Source organism: Cohnella panacarvi Gsoil 349 (assembly GCF_000515335.1).
Lineage (GTDB): Bacteria > Bacillota > Bacilli > Paenibacillales > Paenibacillaceae > Cohnella > Cohnella panacarvi.
This window is the reverse complement of sequence record NZ_KI911563.1, coordinates 3,981,720-4,005,752: the sequence shown is the minus strand read 5'-3', so window position 1 is coordinate 4,005,752 and position 24,033 is coordinate 3,981,720. Positions and strand designations below refer to the sequence as shown.

General features: G+C 57.7%; 21 protein-coding genes and 1 other annotated feature (1 of these 22 cut by a window edge). Of the genes, 3 read left to right on the top strand and 18 right to left on the bottom strand.

The window, feature by feature from the left end; translation table 11 throughout:
* Positions 1–17: a binding site (T-box leader), on the bottom strand (it extends 249 nt beyond the left edge of the window).
* 192 nt (positions 18–209) lie between these two features.
* Positions 210–1,667, top strand: a complete 1,458-nt coding sequence (locus COHPA_RS0119250) for an ABC transporter substrate-binding protein (RefSeq protein ID WP_027087779.1) — start codon at positions 210–212, stop codon at positions 1,665–1,667.
* Between the two features lie 356 nt (positions 1,668–2,023).
* On the opposite strand, the gene COHPA_RS0119245 is transcribed toward COHPA_RS0119250, so the two are convergent.
* The 8 genes from COHPA_RS0119245 to pxpB all read right to left on the bottom strand — a co-directional run bounded on the left by COHPA_RS0119245 (position 2,024) and on the right by pxpB (position 11,353).
* Positions 2,024–2,620: a YcnI family copper-binding membrane protein gene (locus COHPA_RS0119245; protein ID WP_027087778.1), complete on the bottom strand. Its 597-nt coding sequence runs from the start codon at positions 2,618–2,620 to the stop codon at positions 2,024–2,026.
* Positions 2,621–2,750: 130 nt separating this feature from the next.
* Positions 2,751–3,437: a response regulator gene (locus COHPA_RS0119240; RefSeq protein WP_027087777.1), complete on the bottom strand. Its 687-nt coding sequence runs from the start codon at positions 3,435–3,437 to the stop codon at positions 2,751–2,753.
* Positions 3,437–4,276 carry a sensor histidine kinase gene (locus COHPA_RS0119235; protein ID WP_027087776.1) on the bottom strand — a complete coding sequence of 280 codons (840 nt, stop codon included), beginning with the start codon at positions 4,274–4,276 and terminating at the stop codon, positions 3,437–3,439. The genes COHPA_RS0119240 and COHPA_RS0119235 overlap by 1 nt, the downstream gene beginning before the upstream one ends.
* A 39-nt stretch (positions 4,277–4,315) precedes the next feature.
* A complete protein-coding gene (locus COHPA_RS0119230; protein WP_027087775.1) occupies positions 4,316–5,992 on the bottom strand; it encodes a copper resistance CopC/CopD family protein in 1,677 nt (558 codons plus the stop codon).
* Positions 5,993–6,180: 188 nt separating this feature from the next.
* Positions 6,181–6,576 (bottom strand): gamma-glutamylcyclotransferase family protein, encoded by a 396-nt coding sequence (locus COHPA_RS0119225; RefSeq protein ID WP_027087774.1) that lies wholly within the window; start codon positions 6,574–6,576, stop codon positions 6,181–6,183.
* A complete protein-coding gene (locus tag COHPA_RS0119220) occupies positions 6,573–8,699 on the bottom strand; it encodes a putative bifunctional diguanylate cyclase/phosphodiesterase (protein ID WP_027087773.1) in 2,127 nt (708 codons plus the stop codon). The genes COHPA_RS0119225 and COHPA_RS0119220 overlap by 4 nt, the downstream gene beginning before the upstream one ends.
* Positions 8,700–8,804: 105 nt before the next feature.
* Positions 8,805–9,566: a LamB/YcsF family protein gene (locus COHPA_RS0119215; protein WP_027087772.1), complete on the bottom strand. Its 762-nt coding sequence runs from the start codon at positions 9,564–9,566 to the stop codon at positions 8,805–8,807.
* Positions 9,563–11,353 carry a 5-oxoprolinase subunit PxpB gene (pxpB, locus tag COHPA_RS25265; protein ID WP_027087771.1) on the bottom strand — a complete coding sequence of 597 codons (1,791 nt, stop codon included), beginning with the start codon at positions 11,351–11,353 and terminating at the stop codon, positions 9,563–9,565. Before pxpB ends, COHPA_RS0119215 begins: the two co-directional genes overlap by 4 nt.
* 88 nt (positions 11,354–11,441) lie before the next feature.
* Here pxpB and COHPA_RS0119205 point away from each other — a divergent pair, with 88 nt between their 5' ends.
* Positions 11,442–11,753, top strand: a complete 312-nt coding sequence (locus COHPA_RS0119205; RefSeq protein ID WP_027087770.1) for a hypothetical protein — start codon at positions 11,442–11,444, stop codon at positions 11,751–11,753.
* A 6-nt stretch (positions 11,754–11,759) separates the two neighbouring features.
* Positions 11,760–14,231: an MMPL family transporter gene (locus tag COHPA_RS0119200; RefSeq protein WP_211237886.1), complete on the top strand. Its 2,472-nt coding sequence runs from the start codon at positions 11,760–11,762 to the stop codon at positions 14,229–14,231.
* 6 nt (positions 14,232–14,237) lie between these two features.
* On the opposite strand, the gene COHPA_RS0119195 is transcribed toward COHPA_RS0119200, so the two are convergent.
* The 10 genes from COHPA_RS0119195 to COHPA_RS0119150 form a co-directional block, all read right to left on the bottom strand.
* A complete protein-coding gene (locus COHPA_RS0119195; protein ID WP_027087768.1) occupies positions 14,238–14,846 on the bottom strand; it encodes a hypothetical protein in 609 nt (202 codons plus the stop codon).
* Between the two features lie 73 nt (positions 14,847–14,919).
* On the bottom strand, positions 14,920–15,882 hold the full coding sequence (locus COHPA_RS0119190; protein WP_027087767.1) for an aldolase catalytic domain-containing protein: 963 nt from the start codon (positions 15,880–15,882) through the stop codon (positions 14,920–14,922).
* A gap of 108 nt (positions 15,883–15,990) precedes the next feature.
* A complete protein-coding gene (locus COHPA_RS0119185) occupies positions 15,991–16,272 on the bottom strand; it encodes a HesB/YadR/YfhF family protein (RefSeq protein ID WP_027087766.1) in 282 nt (93 codons plus the stop codon).
* A 63-nt stretch (positions 16,273–16,335) separates the two neighbouring features.
* Positions 16,336–17,613 (bottom strand): MFS transporter, encoded by a 1,278-nt coding sequence (locus tag COHPA_RS0119180; protein WP_027087765.1) that lies wholly within the window; start codon positions 17,611–17,613, stop codon positions 16,336–16,338.
* A 28-nt stretch (positions 17,614–17,641) separates the two neighbouring features.
* Positions 17,642–19,141 (bottom strand): leucyl aminopeptidase, encoded by a 1,500-nt coding sequence (locus tag COHPA_RS0119175; RefSeq protein WP_027087764.1) that lies wholly within the window; start codon positions 19,139–19,141, stop codon positions 17,642–17,644.
* Between the two features lie 63 nt (positions 19,142–19,204).
* Positions 19,205–20,602, bottom strand: coding sequence for an ATP-binding protein (locus tag COHPA_RS0119170; protein ID WP_027087763.1), 1,398 nt, complete (start codon positions 20,600–20,602; stop codon positions 19,205–19,207).
* Between the two features lie 150 nt (positions 20,603–20,752).
* A complete protein-coding gene (locus tag COHPA_RS0119165; RefSeq protein WP_027087762.1) occupies positions 20,753–21,952 on the bottom strand; it encodes an anti-sigma factor domain-containing protein in 1,200 nt (399 codons plus the stop codon).
* Positions 21,949–22,743: an RNA polymerase sigma-I factor gene (gene sigI / locus COHPA_RS0119160; RefSeq protein ID WP_027087761.1), complete on the bottom strand. Its 795-nt coding sequence runs from the start codon at positions 22,741–22,743 to the stop codon at positions 21,949–21,951. Before sigI ends, COHPA_RS0119165 begins: the two co-directional genes overlap by 4 nt.
* A 123-nt stretch (positions 22,744–22,866) precedes the next feature.
* Positions 22,867–23,292, bottom strand: coding sequence for a hypothetical protein (locus COHPA_RS0119155; protein ID WP_027087760.1), 426 nt, complete (start codon positions 23,290–23,292; stop codon positions 22,867–22,869).
* 139 nt (positions 23,293–23,431) lie between these two features.
* A complete protein-coding gene (locus COHPA_RS0119150) occupies positions 23,432–23,980 on the bottom strand; it encodes a peroxiredoxin (RefSeq protein WP_027087759.1) in 549 nt (182 codons plus the stop codon).
* Between the last annotated feature and the right edge of the window lie 53 nt (positions 23,981–24,033).

The window sequence follows — 24,033 nt, the reverse complement described above, 5'->3', positions numbered from 1 at the left end:
TCCATCATCGCATTTGCACATTTATCCACCATTATAGGGCAACCGGTCGCCGCAATCAAGCCAAGATCCGTTCGTCATGTCGCTAAATCCGCCGTTGCCTCCTTTTTTCGCCTCAACTTGTTTATTTTTAACTTCTTTTTAGCTCACTAAGCGCTGATACATGCTATACTGGCACATAATTAGCATTTTTTAGAAGGAGTTGTGATGTAGTGGCACAAAGCTTTAAATTCGGCACCTATCTCGGAGTAGGCCTAACGGCGGCTATGCTTCTCGTAAGCGGCTGCAGCAAGGGAAACTCGGCGAACGGCGACGAGACGAGAACGACGCTGAAGGTGATGTACTACGACGAGCGCGCATTCTTCCAATCTTACGGCATGATTTATTCGGCCCTTCATACGAACGTCGACTTCGAAGTCGTCTCGAATCAAACCGCTTATCAAGACCCCAATGGGGACTATAAAACAAGCATGCAGAAATTGATCGAAGAGCAGAAGCCCGACATCCTTATGCTGGACAACAGCCTTTTCCGCGAGTACTCCGAAGAAGGCAAGCTTCTCGATCTGGAGTCGATCGCCCAGGATAAGAGCTTCAAACCCGACACGCTCGTGCCCGGCTTAATGGAATATTTGCGCGATCTCGGCGGCGGCAAGCTGTACGGCATGTCCCCGAATATGTACTCTCAAGTCGTTTATTACAATAAGGATCTATTCAAGAAACACGGCGTCGATCTGCCTAAGGACGGTATGTCTTGGGACGAGCTGTTCGCGCTGGCTAAGCGATTCCCGACGGACGGCGACAAGGATTCCAGAACGTACGGACTAAGCCTGGGATGGAACGGCGCCGACGCCTACCAATTGGGCAGCATGATCGCATCCACGCAAAATCTCAGCATGATCAACCCCGTAGACATGAAGGTAACCTTGAATACGCCGGCTTGGAAGAAATCGTTCGAAACCGCCTTCGAAGTGGTCAAGTCGAACGTCCTCCACTCGCAGAACATGAACGGTGGCATGGATGCCGTTTTTAATTACGACGATTACCTGCTGCAGGATCCGTTCGTATCCGGCAAAGTCGCCATGAAGATGGAAGCCCAATACTTAATGGATCAGATCGAACAAGCGCAGAAATCTCCGGCCGTCAAAGACAAAGCGGTCAAAGATTGGGGCATCGTCACGATGCCGGTAGATCCGGCCAACCCGGATAGAAGCCCTTACGTCAACTTGAATTCCTTGTTCGCCATCAACGCGAAGTCCGAGAATGCCGACGCCGCCAAGGAGTTCTTGACCTACGTGATGGGCGAGGATTTCGCAAGAGTGTCCTCGAAAGCCCAAACGGGCGGCTTGCCGGTTAGAACGACCGCGTACGAGGACAAAGAAGGCCGCAACGTGAAAGCATTCTATATGCTCAAACCGATGGAAAGCCCGATGAACAACTTGTACGCCAAACTGCCTATGAACTTCTACGGCATCCTCGACGGCACGGTACGCGGAGCCGTCCAAAGCGCCTACGACGGCAACAAATCGCTCGACGACGCGCTTAAGGAAGCGGAGACGCAGTTGCAAGCCGAGCTGATCAAAGCGCAGGAAGAGCAGAAGAATAAGAAGGCGGAAGACGGAGCTGCGGCTTCTCCTGCCGCGTCCGTCTCGGCGGAGGCCGTTGCGCAATAATCTACTTATACGAAAGCGGTGCGAGGATGATCCTTGTACCGCTTTTTTGTATCGCTTTAACAGCACTAGATACAGCTAATACAGCCGATCGTACTGCTCCTAAAAAGTCAACTGCGCGAAGTACAGTTCGTTTGACATATCATGAGGATTTCGATGGTTTTGGCGATAATCAGCTGTATTTCGTGCAGGTATTTGCATAATAGATAACAATTGCGCAGGATTAACTGCAGTTGGTGCAGTTGGTGCAGTTGGTGCAGTTGGTGCAGTTGGTGCAGTTGGTGCAGTTGGTGGCCTGATGCTAAAGCGTTCCGGCAAAGTCAAGAGCCATCCCGCATCGGGATGGCTCTTCTTCCCCTCTATCTCCGCTTTCGAAGCGACAGAGCGAACGCGACAACGCTAAGTATCATGGCCGCTACCGCAAGCGAGAACGTCAACGGATCTCTGCCTTCGCCGCTCTCTTCGTGTGCCGCGGCAGCACCATGAGCGTTGCCGGCTGCTGCCGTCACCTTGGTCACGGATGCCGGCTTATCCGCGTCCGGCGCGCCCGTCCACTCCACGACTTCTCCGTCCGCGTACGTTTGGTAGGCTTTCCAGACGAGCTCCTTGGCGTCTTCGGCTACTTTGCCCGACATGCGGAAATCGCCGAATTCCGTTCTGCTTAAACCCGTTCCCGTCGCTTTCCACGTGACCGAGGCGATCGCCCCGTCCGCGCCTTTTTCGACCTCGTAGCTCCAATCGAACTTCGGCTCGAAGCGGCTTACCGTTACGCCTGCCGGAATGACGACTTTGACTTGGGTCGTCGCTGCTTCCTTCTCCGTCGGTACGCGGACGGTGAATACTTGGTACGAGTTCGCCGGCGCTTCGTTCGGCTGCACGGTGACGTGCGCGCTCGCGACTCCCGCAAAGCCGATAGCCAGCATGAGGGTTAGCAGGATTGCTGAGATTTTCTTCATACGGGGTGATCCAACCTTTCAACGTTAAAGTTGTCTTGTACCCCAGTATAGACCGCCTTCCATGGAAGGGCATGACTCGAAAGAGTCATAGGCGGGTGACGATTTGTGACGGTTTGGAGGCGGCGCAACGCTATTCCGAACCTCTTGGTTCCACTAGTCCGCGCTCGTATGCGTATCTCGTCAATTGAACCCGATTGTCCAAGTGCAGCTTCTGCAAAATGTTCTTGAGGTGATTTTTCACCGTATGCTCCGATAAGCCAAGCGATAAAGCGACTTCCTTGTTCGTGAGCCCCTGCGCTACCTCGCGCAGCAGCTCCTTCTCGCGCGGAGTCAGCCCTTCGGCTTGAGCGGTCCCGCGATCCTTGCCCCCAGCGTCCGATTGCGCAGGACGGTTCGCGAACTCCCGCAAGATCGACAGCGCCAGCTCCGGATTAAGCGGCGCTTCGTCCAACGCCACCGCGCGCAAGTAATCCCGCCAAGCGGACGGATTCAAGTTCTTGAGCAAGTAGCCTTGGGCGCCTTTCTTGATCGCTTCGAACAGGTGCGAAGGCTCGTCCGATACGGTCACGATGACGATCTTCGCATGCGGCTGCGATGATTTGATCGCTTTAACGGCTTCTAGTCCGCCCATACCCGGCATGTGGATGTCCATAAGCACCAGCTCAGGCTGCAGCTCGTCTGCGAGAGCGATCGCTAGCTCGCCGCTTGAAGCCTCTCCGACGACGAGGAACGACGGCTCGGCGGACAGAATCGTTCGCATCCCTTCGCGGGCGTGCGGATGGTCGTCCGCGATCAATACGCGTATCGGCTGGATCATCAGGCTTGTCCCCCTCTTTTCAAGAGCTCGATGACGGTACGGCTATCGCGGCGTTCGGCCGCGAAAGCCCAGCCCATGCGCGTTGCCCGATCCTTCACCATTCGCAGCCCGAATCGGCCCGGCGCGTTCAGCGGATCTCCGGCAAAACCGATTCCGTCGTCCTCGACGGCGCAACGGAAGCCGCCCGTCCCGTCGGGCTCTCCGATCACGTACACCGTTTGCGCTCTCGCATGCTTGCGAACGTTCATTAACGCTTCGCGGACGCACGCATGCAGTTCCACTTTTTCTTTATCCGATAAGCTCCCGTCCGGTATCGTCCAAGTAAACTCCGCCCGCGCCTCGGTAATGCCCGCCGTCTCTCCAAGCAGCTCGCGGAGGGGCATCACCCACGCGGCTTGGTCGGGCGAAGGCGGCAGACGCAAGCTGGCGATCGCTTGCCGCACGTCCTCGTGCATGACGCGAACGGTTTCGCGAAGTCCCGCCGCCAGCGGCTTTACCGGCCCGTCCCGCACGGCGGCGTCAAGCTGATCGAGCTTTACCGCGAGCAAGAACAAAGACTGAGAGATTCCGTCATGCAGCTCTCGGGCGAGCCGCTCCCGTTCTTCCAATGCGGCGCTGGTCGACTTCTCGCGCTGTAGCGCGCTCTGCGAATGCTCCAGCCGAACGAACAATCCCCGCACGATCGTTAACGTAACCGCGAGCACGATGAACGGCGCCAGGAAGTTGCCCAGTTCCATCGACATATAGGGCAGCAAGAACGCGTGCCGGACGTATTCCCACAAGCCGATCGTAAGCGTCGGAATAAGCAATATGAGCCACTTGAGCCGTCCGTTTCGCATTAGCGTTCTCCCTTAGGGTCGAATGGTGGTCTTTGCCGTTTAATAGTTTCTGAACGTCGTTTCCTTGACATATTCCGTATCGGCCGCGTCCGTAACGCGAACTTGCGCGGTCCATTCCCCGGCGAACGGCATGAACGGCCCTTTGGCCGTATACGTGGATTTGACGAAATCCGGGAACGCGTCCAGCTCTTCATCCGTGTAAGGCTCGAGCGGGACGTCGATGTAACCGACTTCGCTTTTATCGTGCGGCAGAAGCCTCAACTGCACTCTTTTAGCTTTGCCTTCCCCGATCGATAGCGGCAGCCATATTTTCAACTTAAACTCGTTGTCTCCGGGCGCGTTCGGAGAAATTCTCAACGTGAAGTGCATATCCGTCCCCATCTGATGATAGCTGAGCGGCTTGTTCGCCGGCAACGGCGTCTGATAGGTCAGCACGCCGATCGTCACCACGATCGCGCACAACAATCCGATGTCCGCTTTCAGCAGCGCGCCGCGCGGAAGATCTCCTTTGCGGAGCCGCAAGCGGATGAGGAACGCCGTAACGGCAACGAGCAGCGAGAGCGCCGCTTTGACGATGAGCCAGGAGCCCCACTTCGTATATTGCAGATAAGCGATCGACGGCAGAAAACGAAGCGTGGACAGTATTCCCGTCACCCACAGCGCGAGGAAAGCGAGCAGCGCCCACTTCGAGAACAGCAGCGCGAATCGGCCGGCCTCCGGTCTCTCGCGAAGCCAGACGGCAAGCAACAGAACAAGCCCTCCGCTCCATAACGAAGCCGCGAGCAAATGGACGAAATCAAGTCCGACCGAGTAACCGATCGGTTCATAGACGACGGCGTGACCGGACCAGGACTCGATGAAGAGCGCGATCGCGATCCAGAATAAGCGGGCGATCGGAGCGAAGCGCGTTAGCAGCAGCGCGGCCAACGCCATCAGCAGCTCCGCTATGTAGAGGCGGCCGATCGTCGTCTCCGTCAGAATGCGGCCCCATTCCGACAACGGCTCGTCTTCCGCCAAATCCTTCAGGCTGAAGAACACGTAAGTCAGCGTAGCAACCAGAGCGAATTTCCCCGCAAGTCCGATCGCATGCTCGCGAACCCGTCGCACGAGCGGGGAAGCTTGGCGATGCAAGCTCCAAAGCAGAAGCCCGGATAGCGACAGCAATCCGGCGTAGTATAACACCCTCGAGGCATAGTGCAGGAACGATTCGATCGTCAACCCTTCGCTCGCCCCGGGATGATTGTGACCATGGCCGACTTGGCTATGCGGATCCAGTTCGCGGGCGTCCGTCAGCGGCGCCGGATCGCCTACCGTAAAGACGTAAGCGCCGGAAATCGGATGCCCATCCGCCGATATCACCGAGTAAGAGACGGTATAGTGTCCTTCTCCGAGTTTAGGCAACGCGACCGTCAAGCCTTTGCCTTCTTCGATGTACGAGAGCTTGCCTTTGGCGACGTTGCTCGAACTCTCGTCCAGAACCTGCAGCTTCGCCCCGCCCGAATCAAGCCGTTCGTTGAATACCAGCCGGACCTCTTGCGGGCTTGCGTCCGATTGGCTGCCCGCGACCGGCGAAGTGCCGACTAACTCTGCGTGCGCGTCCGCTCGCCCGATGAATCCGGCAGCGAGCATCCACAATGCTCCGATCGCGACCAACATCAACCGCGTAAAGGTTGTCCGATTGCGGTTTCCGAGCGCCGCCCGGTCTTTTATATACATAAAGGAAGCCTCCTCATTGCAGAACTATGAACGCACGCTAGTCTCGCGACGGTCTATTCTTCCATCCTAACCGAACGCCACTGCCTGTTCAACCGGAGACAATGACGGAAAAGTGTCGAATAACGAAACGACGGAACAGGGACAAATCCCTGCTCCGTCGTTTCTCATAATAGGTGGTTGTACGACAGCTATTGCGGCTCGTTGCCCTTGTCGTGCACCGCGTCGGGCCACCAGTCCGTATCGAGCAATCGGCACCCTCGGGGGTGCGTCCAAATATACATCCATCCGGACAAGTCGGGATCGTCTGCGTCTGTCGTCCACACCCGCTCGTAGTCGTTGTTTTCCTCGATGCCTATGAACTCTTCAAGCTCGTCCAATCTGGGTATGCCGTCGATCGTTACGGTCAACCACATTCCGCGTACCGTGCGTCTCTCGTCTGCGATCAATGCCGGGTAAGGCCCCGCGTCTACCAATCTTCCGCGAACGCGCCCAAGCTTGGCGGCAACGACGTAGGGAGAGATCACGCTATAATTGTGCAAACCCGGCAGCAGCGATCCGTATACGAATACACGAGCCTCGCTCATGCGGTCGATTCTTTCTGCCTCCCCGGGCAGTCGCTCTCAGCTTCGAACAAGGCAATGAACTGGTCCGGCGGGACCGGACGGGAGAAAAAGTAACCCTGCGCCTCCTGGCAGCGCTGCTCCCGCAGAAACACGACCTGACCCTCGCTTTCCACGCCTTCCGCCGTTACGGTCAAATTCAAGTTACGCGCCATTGCCGAAATGCCGGAGACGATGGCCGCATCGTTGCGGTCGGTTAAAATGTCGCTGACGAACGAACGGTCGATCTTCAGCTTGTCGATCGGGAAACGCTTCAAGTAGTAAAGCGAGCTGTATCCGGTACCGAAGTCGTCAATGCTGATGCGCACTCCGATTTTCTTCAGCTTCTCGAGCATCCCTGTCGCGAACGCGACGTCCGCCATAATGCTTTCGGTAATTTCGAGCTCGAGATATTGCGGCTCAAGGCCTGTCTCTTCCAGCACTCTCTCGATACGTTCGCATAGGTCGTGCTGACGGAATTGACGAATGGACAAGTTCACGGACATAATAAGCGGCCGGTAGCCGCCGCGTTGCCATTCTTTCGACTGAATGCAAGCGGTCCGCAGCACCCACTCCCCCAGAGGAATGATAAATCCGTTCTCCTCGCACAGCGGGATAAACTCCGAAGGAGGGATCGAGCCTTTCTGCGGATGGTTCCATCTGATGAGAGCCTCCGCGCCGACCAGCCGTTCGCTTTCCAGATCGACTAGCGGCTGATACGCCAGGTGGAATTGGCCGAGCTCCAGCGCGATGCGAAGATCGTTCTCGAGCAGCAGTTTTTCCTTTGCCTTCAAATTCATCTCCGCGGCGTATCTCGTCCACCCGTTGCTCGTCTGCTTCGCGCTGTACATTGCCGTATCCGCGTTCTGCAGCAACAGGTCGAGCGAATTGCCGTCCTCCGGATAGATCGCCATGCCGACGCTGATCGTCAAATGAAAGTCGTGCATCCCGACGCGGATCGGCGAATCGAACAACTCGACGAGCCTCTGCGCCTCTTGCTCCGCTTGTTTCACGTCTCGGATTTCCGACAGCAGGCACGTAAACTCGTCCCCGCCAAGGCGGAACACCTTCTCCGGCTTGCTCGTGAACTTCGAAATCCGCTCCGCCACCGCAACGAGCAATTGATCGCCGAACGAATGGCCCATCGAATCGTTAATCGTCTTGAAGCGGTCAATGTCAAGCCAGAGCAGGACGAATTTGCTGCCGTTGTGCTCCGCTCTGCCGACTTCCGCCTTCACCCGTTCGGAGAACATTCGACGGTTAGGCAATCCGGTAAGCTCGTCGTGAAAAGCCAAATAGTTAATGCGAGCCTCTGTTTTCTTCTGCCGCTTGTACGGTTCCTCGATCAGAACGAAATAAATTCCTTTGAGCAAATAGTAATATCCGAATACTTTGATGCATTCCGCGAACAAATAGTGAATATCGCCGATTCCCGACCCGAGCGCCTCCTCCATCTTCGAGACGGAGAGCCAGATAAGCGCCTGAACGATCGTCAGCATCGACTGCGGACGCTCGACCCGGTGGCGGTATAGAATGACGCTGGCAGCCGCCGCGTATAGAAGCAATACGGATGCGTGCTGGTACGGTTGAATCGACCTTAAGGCATCCTCATTCCAGCTATCGACGCTGAAAACACCCCATGCGATCGCGCTGACGATGAGGAATGCCGGTATGATCGTATAGGTACGGGTCTTCGCTTTGACGGGGGCGTTATTCAGCGAAAAGACGATCAGAAGCCCTACCGCGCCGATCCACTGGGAGATCCAACCTAGCATATCGCTCGGCATGTTGCCGAATCGGTCGTTAGCAAGCGGCATGTTCTCCCTGCTTAGCGAATGAAGCAAATTCAGCAGGCCCACGCTCGCGAACAACGCCGAAGTCATGAGCCTTTGCCTGCATAGCGTCGGAACGAACACCATCCAACCTAGAGCCAGAATGGCGAAGCAGACGGCAAAACCCAGCGATTCTAGCAATACGTTAGCGGTCTCGCCGGCGATCGGTTCAATCCAATCCGCAAGCAGGCGGTCCGCCGCTTGCAATATAACGAACGAGCATAGGGCGGCTAACACCGTCCACATCGTTTTCATTTCCGCACGATTAATCGACATGCTGGACCCCCGAAGCAGAGATGTACCCTTACAAGTTCCACACGAATCGAGTTTTTCCTGCTAGATGGAAAAATCTCGACACCGTTTCGACGGCATTCTACGAAATTATCGCTTCGGTCGGCGAATTTGCACGCCGTTCTTCACCAACGCTTGTCGAATCGTTCGCGCGCGCTCAGCCGCATTCGGCGCGTCTCCATGGATGCACAGCGTACGAACGCCCACCGCAACGTTCCCGCCGTCGATCGTCGAAGCCTCGCCCCGCATTGCCAACATGACGGCCTGCTCTGCCGCTCTGCTATCATCGTGCAGCACGGCGCCCGGCAACCGCCTTGGCGCGAGGCTGCCGTCTTGCATGTAAGCGCGATCCGCGAACCCTTCCGCGACGAATGCCATGCCCGATTCAATCGCCGAAGCTTCGAACCGGCTGCCGGGCAGGCCGAACAGCATGAGCGACCGGTCAAGACGGCATAAGTCTTGCACGATCGCGTCGGCCATCGCCTGATCGGTCATCGCCATATGATACAACGCGCCGTGAAGCTTGACATGCCCGAGCGTACCGCCCGCGGCGCGAACGAACGCCTGCAGCGCACCCGCCTGATACAGCACGTAATCGGACGCTTCTTCCGGCGTGACGCTCATCTCCCGGCGGCCGAAGCCGACCCGGTCCGGCAGGCCCGGATGGGCGCCGACCGCGATGCCGCGCGCTAGGCATCGCTCCACGGTTTCTCTCATCCGATGGGGGTCGCCCGCATGATATCCGCACGCGACGTTCGCCGATGATATCGATTCCAGCAGATCTTCGTCAGAACCGAACGTATATAGGCCGTAGCCTTCGCCGAGGTCGGCGTTCAAATCGATCGCGATCACGCGCGTACACCTCTATTCTCTAACTCGCAAACTTTCGCGAAGACGCCCGCTTGGAGCAGGGCGATATCCCGTCCCTGCTCTTCCCTTGCTCGCCCGGCATCCTCCAGCTTCGCCAGCTCGAACCTTACGATGCTCCCGGGGGCGAGCTGCGCGAGCAACGGCAAATCCGCCGTTATAACGTGCGCCAGCTTCGGATATCCTCCCGTCGGTTGACAGCCCGGCGCGAGGACGATCGGCTGTCCGCTTTGCGGCACTTGTATCGTGCCTGGCACGACCCCGTGCGACCGCAGCTCCGTATCGGATAACCTGGATAGGACAGGCCCGGATAAACGAATTCCCATACGGTCGGACGAGGCTTCCACCCGATAGGCTGAATCCAGCAGCGTCCGCCGCGCTTGATCTCCGAAAGTCTCCCATTCCGCGCCGACGAGCACGCGCAGACGACATTCGGATAGCCGTTCCGGCGCACGCTTCGGCCCGAGTAAGCTTGCCGCCCAAGGCACCGTGCCCCACCTGCGCCCGTCGGAACGAACACGGCGGAGCAGGGTATCGGCTAACACAAGCGACAGCGCGGTAGGCTGACCTGCGCAAAGCGAGTCTCCGGTTGACAAGGGCAATCCTCCTCCGCCTCCGATGCGCGCGCGCAGATCTGCGCTTCTGCTGCCCATCTCGAGCGGAACGTCGATGCCGCCCGCGACGGCCATATAAGCTCGGCAGCCGCCGGTTACGCGACCGAACGACAACTTCGTTCCGCTACGCAGCAAGATCGGCTTATTCATCGGGAGCGGCTCGCCGTTCGCGAACGCCTCGACGTCCGCCCCGCTTATCGCTACGAGCAAGTCCTGCGCCACGTCCAACGTCGGACCGAGCAACGTCATCTCCAATCCCGCTTCCTCTTCCTTGTTGCCGACGAGGATGTTCGCCGCACGCATGGCGATCGCGTCCATGGCTCCTCCGACCGACACTCCGTAAGCTTGCCAGCCCGGTCTGCCTAAATCCTGCACGGTCGTCAGCATACCGGGCTTCACGACGGCAAGCGCCGCCGGGCCCCTTGCAACCGCGCGTTCGCTTGCCGTAGGTTCGACATCCGGCAGCCGGGTCGACGCAACCGATTCGGTCTCGCTACCTTCTATAGGAACGAATTTAACGCGGTCGCCTGATGCCAGCAGGAACGGTTCGCCGTCCTCCGGCCGAAACAGCTTTGCCGTCGTTCGGCCGATGATCTGCCAGCCGCCCGGCGACGCTACAGGATAGACGCCGGTTTGTCCCCCGGCGATTCCGACCGCTCCCGCAGGAACGCTCAGCCTCGGCGTCTCATGCCTTGGCTGCGAGAGCTCGGCGGGCAGCCCGCTCAAATAAGGAAATCCGGGAGCGAATCCGATCATAGCCACTTCGTACTCGGCTTCCGAATGCTTCTCGATGAACTGCGGGACGGTTAATCCGCTTCTCGAGGCGGAAGCCTCTAAGTCCGGACCGTCCTCTCCTCCGTAACGCACGAGCAGCTCCACGAGCCTCGTGTCGGCTGCTTTGGGAGCGATATCGAAGACTTCTAGCGCGCGAAGCAGCTCTTCCGACGCCTGAAGGGGAGATAGACCCGCGAAGCGCATATGTATGTGTACGGCAATCGAACGATAGGCGGGCACAAGCTCTTGCAGCCACGCCGGGGCAGCCCTCCGGATGCGCCGCGCGACGGCGGCGACTTGCCGCGCCGAAATATCCGCTCCGCCCCACGCAAGCAGGAAAGCGCGATCGCCGAGCGGTTGTACGATCCATTGTGCAGCCTGCATCCGAACGCTCCTCTCCGCTTCGAGATTGCAACCTTTTCCATTAACGCGTTACAATTAAGTTTATCGGCAAAGGAGGAACAGATCACAAGTGGAAACGGTTGAATTGGCGAACATAACGATATCGCAAGGATCTTACGCCAGATCGCTTGCTTATGAGCGCGCTAAGCTGTTCATTATAACGGAGCACGGCTCCAAGCATTGGTACATAGAGCTGGACGGCGTCTCGGACGAGCAAGCATTGCGCCGCTTCGAGGAGAGCGAAGACATCGGCGTGTCGGTCGCCGCGACGACGGCGGACGGCATTAGCTGGACCGGCCGCGGCTACTTCCATCCCAATTCGCGGCACCATGCCGCCAACATACGAGGCGAAGGTCCGCTCGAAGGATTCGGAACGCCTTAACGGAGCGTGAACAACCGGATGATGAACCGCTTCATCGACTGGACGTCTCGGCTGCGGCTCGTCCTGCTCGCGGGTTGGATCGCGGCCGCGGGCGTATCGGCGTTGGCGTTGCCTAGCTTGTCCGTCGTCGTAAGCCATACCGAACAGAACTTCATACCGAGGCATGCCGAATCCGCGCAAGCTCTCAAGCTGCTGCAAGAGATCGATCCGACCTCGAAGTCGCGAACGAGCGCCGTTATCGTGCTGTCGCGCCAAGAAGGCATTACCGCAGACGACAAAGTCTGGATGACCGAGGTAACGAATGAAATTTCTTCGCGCCAAGAGGAGCTGAACATCGCCGGACTGCTCGATGCGCAAACCCAGCCTGAGCTCGCGGAGCGGTTCATAAGCAAAGACGGCCGGGCGATGCTCGCCGTCGTCTATTTGCCCGGTTCCGATTTCGACGAGTCAACCAAGACGGCTTTGACGGGAATCAAGCAGCTTCTTGACGGCGCGCCGGATGGAGCCGATGTCGATTTAACGGGCAGCGCGGCCATCTCGCAGGATTTTCAGGACTCTTCCCGCCAAGGCCTGCGGCGTACGGAAATCATCACGATCGGGCTCGTCCTAGCCATCCTGCTGATCGTCTTCCGTTCGCCCGTCGCCCCTCTCGTGCCGCTGCTTACGATAGGGATCAGCGTTGTCGTATCTCGCGGATTGATCGCCAAGGCGGCCGATTATGGATTAACGGTGACGAGCTTCACCGAATCGTTCCTGATCGCCGTTTTGTTCGGCGCGGGTACGGACTACTGCATCCTGATGATCCAGAGATACCGCGAGGAGCTTGCAGCCGCCGGCGATCCGGTCGATGCGATGCGCAGAACGCTGCGCGGCGTCGGGCCTACCGTATTCTATTCCGCGAGCACGGTGTTCGCGGCGTTCTTCCTGATCGGCTTCGCCCAATTCGGCCTATATAAATCCGCGGCGGGCGTAGCCATCGGGCTGCTCGTGACGCTGCTTGCCGGGATGACGCTGACGCCGGCCCTCATCCTCTTGCTAGGCCGATCGTTATTATGGCCGATGTGGCCGAGAAGCGGCGCGGCCGGCGCACGCGGGCGTTCCAAGCTATGGGCTGCCGCCGCGCGGCTGGCTTCGAAACGGCCGGTCATCGTGCTGCTGACGGCCGTTCTATTGCTTACCCCCGTTACTTTGCTCTATCAAGGCAACCGTTCCTTCGACGATATCTCCGAGATAGATCCGTCCTTAGGCTCCGTCGTCGGCTATCACCGGGTCGAGCAAGCGTTCGGGGCGGGAGAGGTGTTCCCGCTGACGATGGCGGTCACGTCAACGGAGTCGATGCGCACCCCATCCGCGTTCGCGGCGTTGGAGCAGGCAAGCTCCGACCTTGCGCTTATCCAGGGCGTCAGAGAGGTGCGCAGCGCCACCCGGCCTCTCGGCGCCAGGCTGTCGCTCGGACAATCGGGGTCGAAGCCAAGCGACTCTGCCGCGGACGCGAACCAATCGGAAGACGACAAGCAGTTCGTGCAAGGTCTCCAAGCGATCGCGCTTCGCGCCGTTACGTTCAGCCAAGGCCTTGTCGGCATCGTGCCTTCCATAAGGCCGATCATGGATGCCATCGTTCCTTACCTCAACGAGCAATTGAAGGCTTCGGAGGACATCGCCGACTTGAAAGATTTGCTGGAGCAGAGCCCGAGCGCCCCGCCGCGCGCCGAGTCCGATCCGATCAAAGCCGGGATGCAGCGGATCTTGCAGTTCTACATGTCGCCGGACGGCCGAACGACGAAGATCGATATCGTCATGAACACGAATCCGTTCGCGACGGAGACGATGGACAACGTCGATAAGTTGACGGCCGCATTGCGCGACAGTCTTGAGCTGTCCGTCATTCCCGAGCCTCGGGTTTACGCTTCCGGCGCATCGGCCAAGTATAACGAGCTGCGCGGCATATCGTACGACGACTTCGTCCGGACGGCATCGCTCGTCTTGGCCGGAATTGCCGTCGTGCTCGTCGCGCTCCTGCGATCGATTATCGCGCCGCTATACGTGCTTGCCGCTCTCGTATTCAACTACCTGATCACGATGGGCTTGCTGGAGTTTCTGTACGTGAGAATCCTCGGATTCGACGGCTTGTCCTGGACGGTATCTTTCTTCATCTTCATGGTCGTCGTTGCGCTTGGCGTCGACTACAGCATCTTCCTGATGTCCAGGTACAAGGAAGAGTCCGGCCTAGGGAGCGACGTCCGCGAGGCGATGAAGACAGCCATGACGACGACCGGCGGGGTTATCGTCTCCGCCGCCGCGATTATGGCCGGCACGTTCGGCGCGCTCGGTTTCTCCGATGTCGACACGCTCGTGGAGATCGGCATCGGCACGATGATCGGCTTAATATTGTACGCGACGCTGTTCATGTCGCTCATCGTCCCGGCGCTGGCCTTCCTGTTCGGAGAACGCGGCTTCGGACCGCTGCGCAGACGGTAGCGTCGACTACAAGCGGACGTCGTCCCCTGCGTCGATTCGGCCGCCGATGAAGCGCAGCATCGCTTCGAGCTCCAGTTGTTGTAGCTGCTCGAGCAGGAGTCTGACCGCATCGTTATCGCGGTTCGTCCGCGTCTCGTGAATTTCGATCGTATTCGTAAGCAGCGACGGATTCCAGCTGCCTTGACCCCGCATGGCCGATAGCGCTTGACCGATCTGGCCCGCAGGCATCGGTTCGCTTGCGAGCAACAGCACGGCGCGCGATTGCAAGCCGTGGTAAGCCGGATGGTCGCCCGCGCGAACGAACCAGTACCGGGCGTTATCGTAGTCTCCCTCGCGGCGGTGCACGATGCCGTGCAACGACGATCCCGTAACCGAATGCAGCTCCTGAACGAGCTCGTGCGCCGCTTCCAAATCATCGTTCCATAGATGCAGCGCGGCTTTCCATGCCGGCGCGGAAAGGTTCCCGTCCGGCAGGCTGCCGGCAATCGTCTCCTCCGACAAAGCCGCTATATCTCTCGCAAGCCCCGGATGCCAGGCGTGCTGCGGCGATAAAGGCGGCAACGATTGGCGGCTTTGCAGTCTTGCGATAATGTCGGCGCTTCGTATTTCGGACATCGTTAATCCCTCCAATGTTCAGCAAAAGAGCTTGCCTCAGTCCATGAACTGGGGCAAGCTCTTCATTGTCGACTTACTTGTTGTACACTTCGGGCGTCGTCATCTTGTCGTAGAAGTCAACGAAGTTGTTGCGCTTCTCGGATGCGCGCCAGCCCATCGCCGAACGCGGATGTTCGTCCAGCATGCCGGTGATCATGTCCGGGATGAGGTAGCCCCATTCTTCCTTCTCGCGAAGCTTGATCATATGCTTCTCGATCATGCCGAGCACCGGACGCAGATCGTATTCCGGACGCGTGATCTTGGCGAGCAGGAGCTCGGTCGGCGTGTTGCCGGCCGCGCGGCCCATGCCGTACACCGACGCGTCGAGCAGCTCTACGCCGAGCTGCGCGGCCGCCATCGTGTTCGCGAACGCCAGTTGCATGTTGTTGTGCGTATGAACGCCGAGGCGCTTGCCTTTGAGCGCGCGGCCGAACTTCTCGACCAAGTAGCGGAAGTCGTCCGGATCCAGGCTGCCGAAGGAATCGACGATGTACACGTAGTCGATCGGGCTGTCGTTGATCATCGCGAGCGACTCGTTAAGCTCGTTATCCATGACGTTGGACAGCGCCATAATGTTGATCGTCGTCTCGTAGCCGCGTTCGTGGAACAGCGTGCCGAGCTCGATCGCTTTGGCCGTATCGCGGGCGTACGTTGCGACGCGAATCAGATCGAGCATCGATTCGCCGCGCGGCAGCACGTCAGCCTCGTCTACCCGTCCCACGTCTACGAGCGCGGACAGCTTCGTGTTCTTCTTCTGGATGACGTCCCGCAGGAACGAATCGTCCAAGAAACGCCAAGGGCCTTCCTTCCCTTCGCTCTTCAGTAGCTTAGGGGAGTTCTTATAGCCGATCTCCATGTACTCGACGCCAGCCGCGTTCAAGGATTCGTACAGATCTTGAACGAACTCCACGCTGAAATCCCAGTTATTAACGAGTCCTCCGTCGCGGACCGTGCAATCCACGATTTTGCAATGGCTTGTCTTGCTTTGTACGCTCATGTTCCGTAAATCTCCTTTGGTCTCCACTGGCCTGTACGGTTTCTGGAATAATGATTACTAGTTTACAACAAACCGGTAACGTTTACTACCTCAATCTGCCAACCGGCGTTATGTCATGATAAAAATGATGTTCTCGCCTAAGCGATCGATCTTCAAGCTTCGGCCGTTCAGAAACCAGATGTCCTTGCTTTCCATATAGAACGTTAAAGGCTCGGCTGTCGTCGTCACCGCCGCGTCGATCGGCGTATCTCTCGTAATGCCGAAAGCAAAAGGAGTTTCCGCTCCGCTGACGTACCTGACGAACACGCGAATCATCTCGCCGTCCTCGAATCCCCATTCGTTCTTGATGCAGGACAGCGCGGAAGGCGTTACGACCAATTCCACTTCCATCACCCCATCGCCTCGATTGAATACCTTATTATTGTACAGCTAATCGGCCAATAAAGAAACGAGCTATGTCTCGCGAGGCTTGAACACGGACGGGGCGAACAAGGCGCCGAGAGCAACCATGCTCAGACCGGCGAAAGCCGTAATCCCGTAGCTTCGCAGCCACTCGGGCCCGCTCTCGGCAAGATCGTACAAGTAACCGCCGAGCGTCGGCCCGACGAACCCCGCCAATCCCGTAAGCGCGGAGAAGACGGCGATGTAGATCGGCCGCTCGGACGAGGGCGTGTCCCCGATCAAGAAGTTAAAGACAAGCAGATTGTACCCCGCGAGGCCGAAGCCGAGCACCGCATGGACGAGCACGAGCGCGAGAAGCGCGGGCATGACCGCCATGCCCGCCCAGAGCACGCACGCGACGGCGATCAAAGGGAACGTCCATAACAACAGCGTGCTTGTCGCGAATCTGCTGTTCAGAACGCCCCAATAGTAATAGCTGATCATCATCACGATGTTCTGCAGCATAATGATCAGCGTCACTTCGCTCGTCCGTAACCGTACGATTTCCAGCATCGCGTACGAGAATAGCGGCACGACGACATTTTGCAGCAGAAGGAATGCCGAGATGAATATCGTTGCCGAGCGGAACCTGCGGTCTGCGAACGGACGCGACAGCATTCGGAGCGAACGCCCGCTCTCCGACGGTCGGAACGACGGATTCGGATGACGGGACAGCGTCCAGCTGTTCCAGACGACGCAAGCGGCGCTGACCGCGAACAACACGGTGAACCCGCGAGCTCCCGGCAGCCATTCCATGATTTGGCCTCCGACGAGCAGCGTGACGCTCACGACGAACCAATGGATCGTGTTGCGAATGCCGAAATATTTGCCGCGAACCGGCGCGGGGACGACGTCCGCCATAAGCGTCGTCCAGATGACGCCGGCGGCTTGCGCCGCAATCTGCGAGATCAGCCACAGCGCAATATATACGGGCGTCCACGCGTCATCCGGGAAAAAAAGCGGAATAAGGCCCGTTCCGACCCACAACGCCCGGTTGACGGTGGCGAACAACGTCATATATAACCGGCGATTGCGCCACTTCTGCATGGCGAAGGCAATGAACACCTGCACGAGCAACGCCAAATAAGGAATGGCCATGACGATGCCGATATGGAACGCCGTGAAACCCAAGTAAGTCAAATAGACGGTCTGCAAAGGACCGCCCAATAAATTCCCGATGATGCTTGCTGGAATGCCTTCGATCAAAGACATCCGCAAGCTGCGCCGGCTTTCCGATTCGCTTGACCGTACCGTCAGCGTCCTTCGCAAGCCTCCGAGCCATTGTTTCATTCCTGCTCCCCCATGAAGTTGCCCGTTGTCAGTCGGCGGACAAGCGTATATACTCCGCCAGCGTCCGAACCATCACGCCCGTGCCGCCTTTGCTCTCGAAGCCGCGGTCCGACCACATCCACGCCGTTCCGCCGATATCGAGATGAACCCAAGGCTTTCCTTCGGTAAAATGACGCACGAACAGCGCGCCCGCGATCGCTCCCGCCCAAGATCCGCCGTGGTTCTTCACGTCGGCTACGTCGCTCTTGAGCAGTCTGTCGTACTCGGGATGCAGGGGCAGTTGCCAGACGTATTCGCCCGCACGGCTCGCTGCTTGCAGCACGTCGCCGAGCATGCTCTCGTCGCTGGTGAACGCGCCCGTCGCCAGATCGCCGAGCGCATGCATGACCGCGCCGGTCAACGTCGCGACGTCGATCAACTTCGTCGCGCCAAATCGGATCGCCGTCGTGACACCGTCGGCCAATACGATGCGGCCTTCCGCGTCCGTATTCAGCACTTCGACGGTCTGGCCGCCGTAAGCCGTCAGCACGTCGCCGGGCTTAAACGCGCTGCCTGAAGGCATATTCTCCGCCGCGGGGACGACCATAACGACGTTGACCTTCGGCTTAAGCTCTCCGATAGCCCGCATGGCGCCCAGCACGGCAGCCGCTCCGCCCATGTCGGAGATCATCTCCTCCATGCCTTCGGCCTTCTTCAGCGAGACGCCGCCGGTATCGAACGTGATGCCTTTGCCGATCAGACCGATCGATTGCCCGCTGCCCGGATCGCCGCCATAACGAAGGACGATCATGCGCGGAGGGTTAACGCTGCCCATGCCGACGGCCAGCAATCCGCCCATCCCTTCGGCCGCGGCGGTTTTCTCGTCGTAGATCGTGCAATCGAACCCGTACCGCTCGGACAGAGCGCGGGCCTCTCCGGCCAGCAGCTCCGGCGTCAGCCGGTTGCTCGGCACGTTCGTCAGCTCGCGGGCGTAGCAGACGGCGTTCGCCGCTATGTACCCGCGCTGCAAGGCGATCTGCCAAGCCTCGATGTCGGCCCCTTCTTCCAATAAGAAGCTTACGCGCTCAAGCTTCGCTTGCTCCCGGCCGCCGACGGCAAGACTGTTGCGCCTATACAGGCCAAGCAGCAGCCCTTCCATCAGCGCGTTTGCCGACGCTGCCGGCTGGCCCGCCGGCACGACGATGTCGGCGCTGCCCGCCTTGAGCTCCAGCAGCTTGTTGCCGATCGTGCCCGCGACGTTCCGAAGCGCTTGTTCCGACATCGGCGCGCGTTCGCAACCCACGAACAACGCATAAGGCTGCTGAAGGAGCCCTAACGTCGGCATCGACACCGCTTCTCCCGGCTTTCCGCTATAAGAACCCCGCCCGTATAAATCACGAAGCGCATCGTCCAGTCGCGGATGCAAGATTAGCTCTCCGCGATTCTGGAACGATGCGTCCACGAATCGAATGATCATATCGGCACGGTCGCCGTCGTTATGATTCGCTCCGACGACCCGCCAGTTTATATTCCAATCTGTCCACAGCATCTTATCGATACCACCTTGCGAGTAGTGAATAGCCCTCTCGATAGAATAGATCTAACTTGCATTCTACTCTTTCTCGTCCACGCAAGGCAAATAGATTAGAAACTCCGTACCCTCGTTCACTTGGGTCTCCACGTTGATCATGCCGCCATGGTTCGTGATGATGCGATAGCTTACGGCAAGACCGAGGCCGGTGCCTTCTTCCTTCGTCGTGAAGAACGGATCGAACAGTCTCGCGAGCGTCGCTCTTTCCATGCCCTTGCCGTTATCGCGGAAGGAGATGACGGCGAACTTCCCTTCGCGTCTCGCGGAAATATCGATTCGCCCTTTGCGTCCGTCCCCGACTTCGCTGATGGCGTCCATCGCGTTCTTCAGCATGTTCAGGAACACCTGTTTTACTTGCTTTACGTCGATCGCGATCAGCATATACGGATCGAATACTTCGCAATGCAGCTCGCAGCCCTTCATGTGGGCTTCGCTTTCGGAGAGAAGAATCGTCTCCTTCAGCAGCAGTCCGACTAGCACCGTCTGCTTCATCGGCGCCGACGGCTTGGAGGAATTCAGAAACTCGTAAATGATGTCGTTAGCCCGATCGATCTCGGAAATGATAATGCGTCCGTATTCCTGCTTGCCGATTTCGTTCAGGAACGGATGGAGCAGTTGGATGAACCCGCGAATGGAGGTCAGCGGATTACGAATTTCGTGGGCGATCGCCGCGGCGATCTTGCCGAGCATGGCCAGCTTATCGTTCTGGAAGGCGGCCTGCTCGATCTGTTTGTACTCGGAGACGTCTTTCACGCTGACCAGATAATCTCCGTCAAGCTCGTCGATCTGCGAGATCGTCACGAGGAAGAACCGTCCGCTCGCATCCCGGAACTCGCCTTGGAATCTTCGGTACATGATCATATCTCTGTAAATGCGGACGAAGTTTTTCCGAATCGGAAGCTGAAGGCACGCATGAAAAAAAAGCTGATGCAACGTGCAGCCGATCAACGCTCTTCGGGGGGCTTGCAGCATTCGCGACATCGTAACATTAAGGAATCGCAAGTTTCCGGCATTATCGAACAACGCGACTCCGCTATCCATGTGCTGCAGCACCGTCTCGAATTTATTCGGGCGCTCCTCTTCGATCGGCACCCCGTTCATCGCGGCGGAGATCAATAGCCGCTCGGCGCTCACGTCCGGAAGAGGCTCCTCGCTCGTCGCCGCGGTTTCGGGCAGACGCATCGCGATCAGCAATTCGGTAATAAACAAAAGAGACCGATGAACGAACGTCATCCGGTCTTCGGGATCCGCGTAAGAAAGCAGGAACTTCACGCTCTCTTCGTGATGGTCCATAATGGCGTCGGCGGGGATGTCCTGCAGCGCGTGCCTTAGGGAATCCAAGTCTGCGCGAGCGACTTCTCCGCCATGGCGAACGAATTCGGCAAGGATCGGCAAATATAGCGTTCTCCACCTCTCCATGCACTGTTCCCCCTCTCGACTGCCAGAGTCTTTGACAAAAACCACATTTATCATAGACATTGATTGGCAGAGCTGTCAACGGGAGATGTTGTCGATAATTGGTAATCCGTGTCGAGCAAAGTCGCTTCATCCTTCAAGCCGTTCCTTCGCTCACGGACGTCGTCGGTCAGGGTCAGGGTTCGGCTTTCGTTCCACTTCGCGCTTATCTTCCTCTCTGTCCTTGCTGCCGCTTTTACGGTCGTCGTCCTTCGGTCCGTTCTTCGGGTTGCCGCCTTTGTTCCAGTCGGACTTATCGTGGACCTCTTTACGCTCGTCTTCCTTCTTCTTGTCTTCCTTATCCTTACGGTCGTTATCCTTGCCCTTGTTGTCTTTGCTTCTGCCTTTGTTTATGTCCCCGTTCTTGTCATCGCTCTTCTTGTCCTCGTTCTTCTTGTCTTCGCGCTTCTTGTCTTCGCGCTTCTTGTCTTCGCGCTTCTTCTTATCGCTATTCCTGTCGTCAGCCGCTTTGTTCTCTTTCGAGGCGGACAGCTTGTTCTCCGCTTGACCGATGCGTTCCTTCCATGCCTTGGCGTCATTCTTGTGCTTCGCGTCGTCGCCAAGCACCTTGTCCACGCCTCCCCATTCCTCCGCGATCTTCTTCAGCGACTGCTCCTTCAACTTGTCGATCGAGACGTCGCGCCCTTGGCTTTCCGCCGCAAGCCAGAACGCCATCTTACCGGAGGAGACTCCCTGCTCGTTCGCGAGTTTCCTGATTTCCGGCGGTACGGAAATCGTCGTCACTTCGATTTCGACCGCGGCTTGGTCATTGTTCTGCGGGTTGGTCGCTTCGTTAAGGACGGCTCTCATCTTCTCCGTCACCTGCGATTCCCATTCCGCCGCGATCGATTTCACGGGAACGCTAGCGATCACGATATCGGAGCTGTGCGGCGTCAACAGCTTTGCCTCGACCAATCTGGCGGCTAGAGCCTGCATGACGGCCTCCAGCGCTTCGCCTTTAAACTTCACTTCCGCAACGATTGCCTCGGCATCCGGATTTACCGCGCGAAGCTTGCGTACGTTCATCTTTTCATCGAGCCCGATCTCGACGCTCGGATTGACGTCCATCGACACGTAGGCTACGACGCTTGGGGGCTGCATGAGCCAGAACCCGAAGAACAACGCGAGCAGTACGGCCGCGCCTGCGCCGCCCTGCAGCCAGCGTCTAAGCTTGACGGCATTGCGGCGCACCCGATACGTGATCTCCGCGCCGATCTCGTATCCGGGAAGCCTTCGTACTTTAACGAACTCGCCGCCCGGCGTGAGCACCACTGCGGTTGTATGATCCAACGCCATTATCGTTCCGCGATTCATGACGTTACCTCCTCCTTGCGGCGATCCAAGCCGATGTAGTGCTGAAGATACGGATAAGCTCCGCTGGCGATCAACGAGACGGCGATCAAGTATTTGCGATGGCGTTCCGCGGTTTTCCGCGATACGGCTTCCGCTAAGCAAAGCTCCTTGATCGGCAGTTGCCGCTTCTCTTTCAAATATCGAACCATGCTCTCGTTCCGGGCCAGTGCGGTCCCTAGACGAAGCAGCGAATCCCTGGAATCTTGATGGCTGGGCGACAGCCGAACAAGGTCGGCGAACGTGATGCCGTATACGGCCAACTCCTCGGTGAACGTCGCGATCTCCTGCTTGCGTTCATCCGCGGACTGGGCGCGTTCGTAAGCATCCAGCGCCTGATCGACCTCGATCCGGTTCATCGGCGCATCGCCTTCGTTCTCATCGAACGAGCTGTAAGGAATGACGCCGTTATGCCTGCTTTCTTGCCGAACGTAATCGACTAGCCTCCGGCGTATGACGGTTTCCGCGAAGCTCAAAAAGAGCCTGCCGCTTGCCGGTTCGAATCGGGTTATCGCCTCGTCGAAAGCAGCCAGCGCAACGCTGAAAGCGTCATCCCGCTGCGGATCTATGTATCTGCGGAAAAAACGGCTCGTGATTTTGATGATGTACGGATGATAGCGAACGATCAGCTCGTTGCGCAGTTCCGCTTCTCCAAGATGTATTCGTTCCACGATACTCTCCGGATCGTTCTCCGAAGGGGACCTGGAGGCGAATCCCGAAGCGCTCACCCATTTTTTCCATAATACGAGTAGCACGAGCTCACCTCACAACCATAACTATTCGGACGACATCTTCATTTTAAGGGGGTAGTCCCCTTAATGAAACAACAAAAAAGCCGGCGAAAGACAGGTAAGTTCTGCCTAACGTCCGGCTCTTATCTACAATGCGCCGCCCGGCGCACGCTTCAACCTCAGCTTATGTCTTCTCTGGCTTAATACGATCAACCGCTTCTTCAGTTGCTGCATCCATTCCCCGTCGCCGATCTCCTTCGCGAAGGTGAGCAGGTCGAGCGCCATGTCGATCTGATTCTGGACGATGACGATCGGTTCCTCGTCTTCGTTGTTCACGCAGTTTTCGTTCAGGGCTTTGTCGGACTCGTCGACGTAGTCGTGAAAATCGACTTCCGAAGCTCCGTCTCCATGCGCATATTCGGCCAATATTTCATATTCGTTCTCCACCAAATAATGGACCTCTATCCGATGGCAGACCGGACATAAAAGGATCGGAACGTTGTGAATTCTCGTACGGTAATGTTTCAACGTTCCCTTGGTCCCAATCATACTCGCTCCGCAGCAGAAGCTCATCCGCTTCACCCCCGAAATACCGAAACCCGATTTGTTCGATTTGTTCACTATATTCTATACCGCAACGCGCAATTCCTTCCCGAATAGAAAACAAACTCCCCGGAAGAAACCTTCCAGGGAGAATGCGGGCCGAGTCGTCTTATTTCGCTACTAGGTGCTTGTCGCCGGCTTTCCAGTTCATCGGGCACAAGCCGCCGGATTGCAGCGCTTGAAGCACGCGCAGCGTTTCTTCGACGCTGCGGCCGATGTCGTTATGGTTAACGACTTGGTACTTCAGTTCGCCTTCGGGGCTGATGATGAACAAGCCGCGCAGAGCGACGCCTTCTTCTTCGATCAGGACGCCGTAATCGCGAGCGACTTGTTTCGTCAGGTCTGCCGCGAGCGGGAAGTTCAGTTGACCCAAGCCGTTGTCGTTGCGAGCCGTATTGATCCACGCGCGGTGGCTGTGTTTGCTGTCTACGCTGACGCCGAGAACTTCGGTATTCAAGCCTTTGAATACATCGGCTGCGTCGGACAATGCCGTAATTTCCGTCGGGCATACGAACGTGAAGTCCAGCGGATAGAAGAACAATACCAACCATTTGCCGCGATAATCAGACAAACTTGCCGTGCCGAAATCTTGACCGTTGCCAAGTGCCGTTTCCATTGTAAAATCAGGCGCAGGGCGGCCTACCAAACGTTCTGCCATGAAGATTTCCTCCTATCGGTCCGGCTTGTCCGCCGGTACTCTCTGTAATTTGT